At 66.1% G+C, this 8,072-nt stretch carries 5 protein-coding genes and 1 riboswitch; all 5 genes read left to right on the top strand.

Annotated elements, in window-relative coordinates:
- Positions 1–43: 43 nt before the first annotated feature.
- A riboswitch (TPP riboswitch) is annotated at positions 44–172 on the top strand.
- The 5 genes from RH857_RS11280 (at position 165) to tyrS (ending at position 7,783) form a co-directional block, all read left to right on the top strand.
- Positions 165–860 (top strand): ECF transporter S component, encoded by a 696-nt coding sequence (locus tag RH857_RS11280; RefSeq protein WP_310538075.1) that lies wholly within the window; start codon positions 165–167, stop codon positions 858–860. It overlaps the preceding riboswitch by 8 nt.
- A complete protein-coding gene (locus RH857_RS11285; RefSeq protein WP_310538076.1) occupies positions 860–3,271 on the top strand; it encodes an ATP-binding cassette domain-containing protein in 2,412 nt (803 codons plus the stop codon). Before RH857_RS11280 ends, RH857_RS11285 begins: the two co-directional genes overlap by 1 nt.
- Before the next feature lie 38 nt (positions 3,272–3,309).
- A complete protein-coding gene (locus RH857_RS11290) occupies positions 3,310–3,996 on the top strand; it encodes a DNA-3-methyladenine glycosylase (protein ID WP_310538077.1) in 687 nt (228 codons plus the stop codon).
- 126 nt (positions 3,997–4,122) lie between these two features.
- On the top strand, positions 4,123–6,453 hold the full coding sequence (locus tag RH857_RS11295) for a UvrD-helicase domain-containing protein (protein WP_310538078.1): 2,331 nt from the start codon (positions 4,123–4,125) through the stop codon (positions 6,451–6,453).
- A gap of 10 nt (positions 6,454–6,463) precedes the next feature.
- Positions 6,464–7,783, top strand: coding sequence for a tyrosine--tRNA ligase (gene tyrS / locus RH857_RS11300; RefSeq protein ID WP_310538079.1), 1,320 nt, complete (start codon positions 6,464–6,466; stop codon positions 7,781–7,783).
- The last annotated feature ends 289 nt before the right edge of the window (positions 7,784–8,072 follow it).

The raw sequence follows: 8,072 nt of genomic DNA on the forward strand, positions 1-8,072 counted from the left end.
GTGCTAATGTGCTGTGAGTCACCGATCGGTGGCGTGAACTGAATACATCCGACAGGGGAGCGACCCCGTGACGGCGCCTCGCCGTACGACAGTCGCTGAGAGTGGGCTGATGGCCCAGACCCTTGAACCTGCCCAGGCTAGAACCTGCGAAGGAAGTCGAGCATATGACTCACCATTCTGTGCGCCCTGACGCACCCTCCTCAGTCCGACCCCAGCCTCAGCGCGCCCGCACATTCCGGTGGAGCGTCTCAGACATCGTGGTGGCCTCCACCCTCGCGGTGGCCTCCGGCGTCATCTTCTGGGCCTGGAACCTCAGTTACCACGCGGTGGGCTCGCTCTTCGCCTTCTATCCGCCCGTGGAAACTCTGGTGCACGGGATGTGGCTCTTCCCCGCCGTGCTCGGGGCGCTCATCATCCGCAAACCTGGTGCCGCGATCTACTGCGAAATGGTGGCCGCCTCCGTCTCAGCCCTGTTGGGCTCCCAGTGGGGCCTGACCGTCCTCTCCTCAGGATTCATGCAGGGTCTGGGGGCCGAACTGATCGTGCTGGCCTTCCTCTACCGGCGGTTCACCGTTGACGTGGCCATGCTTGCCGGGGCGGGAGCAGGACTGGCCGGGGGAGTCACGTACCACTGGATTGTGCCTATGTACGCCTACGCTCCGCTGGAGACCGCCGTCCACATCGGATGTTTCGCGCTCTCGGGCGCCATCATCGCGGGCCTGATGCCATGGTTCCTCACCCGAGGGCTGGCCGCCGCAGCCGTGCTGTCCCCATTGGCCTCGCGCAGGGCCCACCGTGAACCGGCTCTGATCCGCCGGCGTGAGGGGCACACCGAGCATCCCGCCTCCGCACCGCGCTGATGACGGCCACGAGTGCCTCTGCCGGGGTGCGAGCGCCCGGCGCAGACGTTGTGGCCTCGGAGTGGAGCTGGCAGCACGCCGACCGTTCGACCCCGGCGGTGCAGAATATTGACCTGCATATCGCGCCGGGGGAGAAGGTGCTGCTGGCAGGTCCCTCGGGAGCCGGCAAATCCACTTTCCTGCACGGACTCGCCGGAGTCCTTCACGGGGAGGATGCGACCTCCCGCGGCCAGCTGCTAATCAATGGGCGGCCCGCCGACCAAGCCCGAGGTGCCGCCGGGCTGATGCAACAGGACCCGGAGTCCCAGGTGGTGCTCGCCCGGATGGGCGATGACGTCGCGTTCGCCCCCGAGAACCTCGCGGTGGATCCCGCGCTGATCTGGCCCAGAGTGCGGAACTGCCTGAAGGCCGTCGGGCTCCAGGAGTTTGACCTGGAACACCCCACCTCGGCGCTCTCCGGGGGACAGAAGCAGAGGCTGGCCCTGGCCGGCATCCTCGCGATGGAGCCGGGTCTGCTGCTGCTGGATGAGCCCACCGCCAATCTCGACCCCGAGGGGGTGGTGCAGATCCGTGACGCCGTGGTCGCGGCGGCCCGCCGCACCGAGGCCACCATGATCGTGGTCGAGCACCGGCTCCACGTATGGGCTCCGCACGTGGACACTCTGGTCGTGCTGCAGCCGGGTGGAGGCGCCAGACGCGTGCCGGCGTCGTCGATCTATGAGGACGACGCCCTGCGCGCCGAGTTGGTCGAAATGGGACTATGGGTCCCTGGAATCGACCCACTCTCCACGCCTGCCTTGCGAGCCAGCCGGAGTAGCCGAGGTGCTGCCGGGTCCGGCCCTGTGCTGCTGCGGGGTCACGGACTGGCCGTTTCCCGGCACTCGCCCAAGACCTCGTGGCGACGCAGGACCAGCCCCCGGGCTCTGCGCATCGAAGAAGAGATCACCGTGCGCGCCGGCACCACACTAGGCATCACCGGCGCCAACGGAGCAGGGAAATCCACGCTCCTGCTGACGCTGGCCGGGCTGCTGCCTCGCCACGGCGGGACCCTGGAAGTTGTGGCCGCATCCGGTTCCCCAGTGTCCAGAGTGGAAGAGACCGCGGATCCGTTCACCTGGGACGCCGGTGAGCTGACGGCGCGCATTGGCATGGTGTTCCAGGAGCCCGAGCACCAGTTCGTCACCACCAGCGTGGCCGAGGAGCTGGCACTGAGCGCCCGGCAGGCCGTAGAGCCGGGTTCCCGAGAGCCGCTCTACTCCGAGGAGCAGGTGCAGGAGCGTGTCGCTGTGCTCCTGGACCGGCTCAATCTGAAGGGTTTGGCGGAGGCCAACCCCTTCACCCTCTCGGGCGGGGAAAAGCGGCGTCTGTCAGTGGGCACCGCGCTCGCCGCAGGGCCGCCGCTGCTGCTTCTGGATGAACCTACCTTCGGCCAGGATGCCCGGACCTTCGCAGATCTGGTTCTCCTGCTCCGCGAACACCTGGCCGACGGAGGCGCGGTCTGCGCGGTGACCCACGATGAGGCTTTTCTGCGCGCCCTGGACGCGGAACGGCTGGAGCTCGGTGCCGGTGATTCGCCCACGAGTGGCCCACAGGAGCGACCGAGGCATGAGCCCGCCGGGCCTCCGGGCTTCGGCGGCGTGAAGGACACTTCCTGGCTGGGACGTCGCAATGCGCTGGCCAAACTCATCGGGCTGGTGCTGATCACCTGTGCACTGGTCATGACGATCGACTGGGTCAGCTCCGTGGTGGTGATGGCCGCGAGCTTCCTGCTGCTGCCGGCCGCCGGTATCCGTGCAGGGACGTTCCTGCTGAGGACATGGCCCTTCGCCGTAGGAGCCCTCGTGGCCGTATGGGGTACCGCTATTGCCGCGGAGGAGTCAGGCCGCGTGCTGGTGAATCTGGGATTCACGACGATCAGTGAAGGGTCGGTTGAGCTCGGCATTGCACTGGGGACCCGAGCTTTCGCTATCGTGCTGCCCTCGATCATCGTCTTCTCCACCACTGATCCCACGGACCTGGCGGATGCGCTCGCCCAGCAGCTGAGACTGCCCGCACGGTTTGTGCTGGGAGCTCTGGCGGCGATGCGCCTCATGGGCTTGCTGGCACAGCACTGGATGACCTTGGGTCATGCCCGGCGTGCACGGGGTCTGGGTGCGGGATCGGGCGTCCTGGCATCGCTGCGGACCACGGCTTCGCAGACGTTCGGGCTGCTGGTCCAAGCTGTTCGTCTGGCTACTCGCTTGGCGGTGACCATGGAATCGCGCGGGTTTGGGGCCGGGCCGCGTACCTGGGCGCGCCCGGCCCGCATGCGCCTCAGCGACGTGCCGGTTCTCCTGGTGGCTGCGCTGATCGCCGGGTCGGCAGTGGCGGCCGCCATGGCCCTGGGCACTTGGAACTTCGTCTGGACGTGAGGCCTAGCCGGCACACCGATCTGCCATGATGGGGCGCTATGAACGTTCAGGGACTCTCGGCGCTCTTTGACCAGCACGCAGTCGAGATAGCGCCAGCGCTGCTCGGGTGTGAGCTCACGGTGATGACCCCCCGCGGCGGTGTGACGGTGCGACTGACCGAAGTGGAGGCTTACGGCGACCAGGGAGAGGATCCTGGAGCGCACAGCTTCAACGGACGCACCGCTCGCAACGCCTCACTGTTCGGCCCGCCTCGGCGTACTTATGTGTACCAGTCTTACGGGATTCACTACTGCCTGAACCTGGTAGCCAATGCCGAGGGCGCCGGGGGAGTGCTGCTGCGGGCCGGAGAGGTGGTTCGCGGGCGGGACTTGGCGCTGGAAAGGCGCGGTGGAAAGGACACCGCCGCCAAGCTGCTCTCTGGGCCCGGACGGCTCGGCCAGGGGCTCGGCATCATCCTGCCCATGGACGGCAGCCCACTGGAACTCAACGATGCCCCGGCCCGCGCGGACGGGCCGGCGGCGGATTCCGATCCGCACCCACTGGTCACCTTCTCGTTGGCGCCTGCGCCCACACAGCTCGGACGCGAGGACATCAGTGCGGGCCCTCGTGTGGGGGTCTCCGGGGTGGGCGGCAGCGCACAATTCCCGTGGCGGTTCTGGATCACCGGGGACCGCAGCGTCTCGGCCTATCGGCCCGGCAGGGGTGTCCCGCCTGGCCAGAACTGAGGGGTGCAGGGAGCGTCACCGACCCAAAATGGACAGGACACTTTCCGTTTACCTTCTGCGGAGTAAGATTGATGGTCATCCGTGGCGCCCACCGCGCCGCCCCACGACTGAGAGCTGCACTGGTTGATGAGTGACACCGACACCTCCACCCCCGCCGCTGAGACGGCGAAGACCGCCGAGGCCTCGAAGGAGTCCGCTGCGAAGGACATTCCGGTGCCGTCCCTGGGGGCCGGGATCGAAGAGGAGCGCGAGTATGTGCGAGCCCTGTACCACCGGCTGGACGAGCTGCGGGAGGAGAAGGAAGCCCAGCTGACCCAGGTCCGCAGCTCCGGAGCCGTGGGCACCATGCAGAACGTCTCCGAGCGTGACGCTTTCGCGACCCTCTACGAGGACCGCCTCGCACAGCTGAACGCAGTCGATGACCGGCTGGTCTTCGGACGGCTGGACCTGGATACGGAGGAGACGCGCTATATCGGACGCATCGGGCTGACCACCGAATCGCGTCAGCGTCTGATGATCGACTGGCGCGCTCCCGAGGCCGGTGTTTTCTATCAGGCCACAGCCTTTGATCGGCAGGGAGTTCGGCGTCGTCGTCATCTGCTGCTCAAGCGTCGCGAAGTCCAGGGACTCGAGGACGAGGTCCTCGATGCCGCGCTGCTGCAGGAGACGCAGGAGAACCACGGCGATGGTGCGCTCCTGGCGGCCCTGACCGCACGGCGTACCGGCCAGATGGGCGACATCGTAGCCACCATTCAGGCCGAGCAGGACCGGATCATCCGGGCGGACCGCTCCGGCGTGCTGGTGGTCCAGGGCGGGCCGGGAACTGGCAAGACGGCGGTGGCGCTGCACCGTGCCGCGTACCTGCTCTACGCGCACCGGGAGCGCCTGAAATCCGCCGGCGTGCTCATCGTGGGCCCCAACGCCACGTTTATGTCCTACGTCGAACGGGTCCTGCCCTCTCTGGGCGAGACGGGTGTGGTCATGTCCTCCCTCGCGGATCTCTACCCCGGTGTGCGCGGGGTGGAGGAGTCCGATCCTCGCGTCGCTGAGATCAAGGGCCGTCTTATCTGGCGTGAGATCATCGCCGACGCCGTTGCCCACCGCAAGCGCAGCATCGCCGGCCCGCGCACGGTGATGGTCGAGGGCGCCGAGGTGACGGTCACTCCCAAGATGATCAAGCGTGGCCTGGAGCGCGCCCGTGCCACGGGCAAGCCGTACAACGAGGCTCGTGCGACCTTCGTAAAGGTCGTGGTGAAGGAGATCGCCGAGAAGCTGGAGCGCCAGCTGCAGAAGAGCTCCGCCGGCAATGACGCTGACCGCAGCTACCTGGTCGAGGACGTGCGCACCAGTCGCGACGTCCGGGTCCTGCTGAACCTGTGCTGGCTGCCGCGCACCCCGCAGAACCTCTTGGAGGACCTGTTCTCCAAGCCGGGTTACCTGGCAGACGTCGCCCCTTCGCTCAGCGAGCAGGAGCGGGCCCTGCTGCGCCGGGAGCCGGGGAGCCCCTTCACCCTTGCCGATGTGCCGCTGCTGGACGAGGCCGCCGAGCTGCTGGGCGATCTCGACGAGACGGCCGGACGCGAAGAAGCCCGTCAGAAAGCCATGCGGGAGAAGGACCTCGAGAACGCCAAGAAGGCGGTGGAGAACGCGACCGCCCAGCTCGAGGAGATGGGGATCGAGGGCTTCCTCAACGCCGACGACGTCGTGGCGCTGAACACGGAGTCCGGTCCCGCGCTCACCGCCGCCGAGCGAGCCGGGGTCGACCGCACGTGGACCTACGGGCACATCGTGGTCGATGAGGCACAGGAGCTCTCGCCCATGCAATGGCACGTCCTGTTCCGCCGCTGCCCCCTGAAGTCGTTCACCGCAGTGGGCGACATCGCTCAGGGGTCCTCGCCCTCGGCGGCCGCCAGCTGGCAGGAGGCCTTGGAGCCCTTTGCCGCCGACCGGCTGCGGATTGAAGAGCTCACGGTCAACTACCGCACGCCGCGGATCATCGTGGACCTTGCGGAGCGCGTTGCCGCAGCCAACGGCCTGGACACCACTTCTCTGCGCACTGTGCGAGAGGGGGAGCATGAGCCGGTCATCGAACAGGTTGAGGAGTCTGAACTGGTCACCGCCACGACCGAGGCCGTCACCGCCGAGCAGAAGCGCCTCGGTGAGGGCCTGGTGGCAGCTATCGTTCCGGAGCGGCTGATCGGAGCGGTGCGCGAGGACTTGATCGCGACCTTCGGCAAGCGTGTGGGGCGCGGGGCCGGGTCCATGACCCAGGACGTGGTGGCTCTGACCGCTGAAGAGGCCAAGGGACTGGAATTCGACGCCGTCGTGCTCACCGAGCCCGCGGAGCTTCTCGATGAAGCTCGGGGTCGCATCGGCAGCCTCTACGTGGCGTTGACGCGGCCCACTCATGCCCTGCGGGTCGTGGCGTCTCGCGAACTGCCTGCAGGATTCCGGTAACGTACAGGACGTGAGCGAGAACGTATCGACTAACCCCGCCCTGGCCGCACAGCAGAATGACTCCAGCTTCGACAATGTCTGGCAGGAGCTGAAGTGGCGCGGACTTGTCCATGTCTCCACCGATGAGAACGAGCTGGAGAAGGCCCTGGCGGGCGATTCGCTCACTTATTACTGCGGGTTCGACCCCACCGCTGCCTCTCTGCACCTGGGCCACCTCGTCCAGCTGCTGACCATGCGCCGCCTTCAGCTGGCCGGTCACAAGCCGCTGGCGCTGGTGGGAGGTTCCACCGGTCTCATTGGTGACCCTCGTGCCTCGGGCGAGCGGGTGCTCAACACCCCGGAGATCGTGGCCGGATGGGTGCAGAGTCTGCAGGACCAGATCAAGCATTACATCTCCTTCGACGGAGAAAACGGCGCCCGGATGGTCAACAATCTGGACTGGACCCAGGGCATCAGCGCCATTGAGTTCCTCCGCGACATCGGCAAGTACTTCCGCGTGGGCACCATGATCAAGAAGGAACTGGTCGCCAAGCGGCTGAATTCGGAGGAAGGCATTTCCTACACGGAGTTCAGCTACCAGATCCTCCAGGGCTACGACTACCTGCAGCTCTTCCGCGAGTACAACTGCACTCTGCAGTTCGGCGGCTCCGACCAGTGGGGCAACATCACCTCGGGCACCGAATTGGTGCGTCGAGTCGAGGGCAAGACCGTGCACGCGCTGGGGACGCCGCTGATCACCAACAGCGACGGCACCAAGTTCGGAAAGTCCGAAGGCAATGCGATCTGGCTTGATGCGGAGCTGTGCTCTCCGTACACCTTCTACCAGTTCTGGCTCAACCAGTCCGATGCCGATGTCCTCGAACGCCTGAAGGTCTTCACCTTCCGCAGCCGCGAGGAGATCAAGGAGCTGGAGCGCTCGGTGAAGGAGGAGCCCTTCAAGCGGGAGGCTCAGCGCACTCTCGCATGGGACGTCACCTCTTTGGTCCACGGTGAAGAAGCCACCAGGAAAGTCATTGCTGCCGCTGAGGCACTCTTCGGCAAGGGCAACATCGCTGACATTGACGAAGCAACTCTGCAGTCCGTAGCTGCAGAGGTGAAGTCCGCCGAGCTCACCGCGGAGAACGCCACGGCGATCAATGCACTCGTCGCCACCGACCTGGTGTCGTCCAAAGCTGAGGCGCGACGCGCGGTGGAGCAGGGCGGCGCCTCGATCAACAACACCAAGGTTGATGACGGTGAGGCTCTGATTGATGAGTCCGCCTGGCTGCACGGCAAGTACCTCTTGGTGCGTCGGGGCAAGAAGAACCTGGCGGTCATCACCCGCGGATGAGGATCGCCGACCACCGCCCCACAGGGACTCCGAGGGAGTGGCGGAGGTCACGTCCAATCCGGTTTGCAAGCACCCCGGAACCTGTGTAAAGTATCTGTTCGTGCCCGGGGCACACGGGAGGAAATCCTAAAAAGCCCCAGGTCAGATCGGGACTCTCATCCCACTCTCTGAGAAGGTTCACACCGGATCAGGCTGCCTGGAAACTTCGAAAAACACGGAGTTGACGGACAGAGCGAGATGGACTAGAGTTGAGAATCGCGCCGAAAACGGAAGCGAAAAGCTGAAGTTG

Source organism: Nesterenkonia flava, assembly GCF_031432335.1.
Taxonomy (GTDB): Bacteria; Actinomycetota; Actinomycetes; order Actinomycetales; family Micrococcaceae; genus Nesterenkonia; species Nesterenkonia flava.